1 protein-coding gene is annotated in these 1,041 nt (G+C 74.4%); it reads right to left on the bottom strand.

The window, feature by feature from the left end; genetic code table 11:
* Window positions 1-120: 120 nt before the first annotated feature.
* Complete coding sequence (locus CNO22_RS27235) at window positions 121-981, bottom strand: hypothetical protein (protein ID WP_232807406.1); 861 nt, start codon at window positions 979-981, stop codon at window positions 121-123.
* Window positions 982-1,041 lie beyond the last annotated feature (60 nt).

The raw sequence follows: 1,041 nt of genomic DNA on the forward strand, positions 1-1,041 counted from the left end.
TTATTTACAGTCACAGAGCGGCATACTAGGTCTAGTACGGTCTCGTAGGCTCGGAGATGTGTATAGGGGGCAGGGGTCCCGCCGCGAGCTCGCGGGTGGCGGGGGGCGGGGGGTCCTTCTTCAGTCCAGGGCGGCCTGCGCGTCGTACGCCTGCTCGAGCAGCGCGGTGAACGCCGCGCGGTCGGGCTCGGCGCCCTCCCGGTCGGCGGTGGCCAGCGCGACCACCCGATCGCCGTCGCGCACCAGCCCGACCAGCCCGGAGGCCTCGGACCGCGCACCGCCGGGCTCGTCGGCCACCACCTCCACCGCGACGCCGACCGCGGCGTCGCCGAGAGCGGGCACGTCGAAGGTGGCCAGGTCGACCGTGGCGCTGCCGCGCGTGGGCGAGCTGACCGTCACCTGCGGGCACGAGCCGACCAGCTCGGGCACGCGGCCGACGAGCTCGGCCGCAGGTCCGGCCACGGCCAGCAGCTCGGCGGTGTACTCAGTCCCCCGGACGGCGACCTGCGCGGCCAGGTCGTCCGCGGCGGGCGGCTGCTGCACCGGGAGGGCCGGCAGCGCCGCCGTGCACGACTCGGGGGTGACCTCGACGTCGGCCGGCACTCCCATCCCGGCGAGCGCGCCCCGGGACAGCCGCGCTCCGGACACCGGGACCAGCCGCGCGTCGGGGCCGAACGCCTCGGCGGGCAGCAGCCCGGCGGTCAGGTCGACGCCGGCCGAGGTCGCCGCGGCGGCCTCGGCGGACGGGGACGGCGCCCCGGTGGCCGCGGACTCCCGGACGTCGGCACCGGCCGAGCAGCCGGTCAGGACCGCACCGGCGACCAGGCCCGTGGTGAGCAGGCTGGTGCGGCGGGCGCGGCGGCCCTCCTGCAGGGTCCCCGGCTCCGTCCCGGGGCCCACCCCGAGCGTGCGAGGGGTGGGGAGGACGGGGTCCTTCTCCAGGCTGTCTCTTATACACACTTGAAGCCGCTGACGACTCACTTCGTGTGGAGCACTGTGTAACGCAGTTCAATAACTAATACACTAACACACCAGTATCTT

Origin of the sequence: Geodermatophilus chilensis (assembly GCF_002802985.1) — a bacterium.
GTDB lineage: Bacteria > Actinomycetota > Actinomycetes > Mycobacteriales > Geodermatophilaceae > Geodermatophilus > Geodermatophilus chilensis.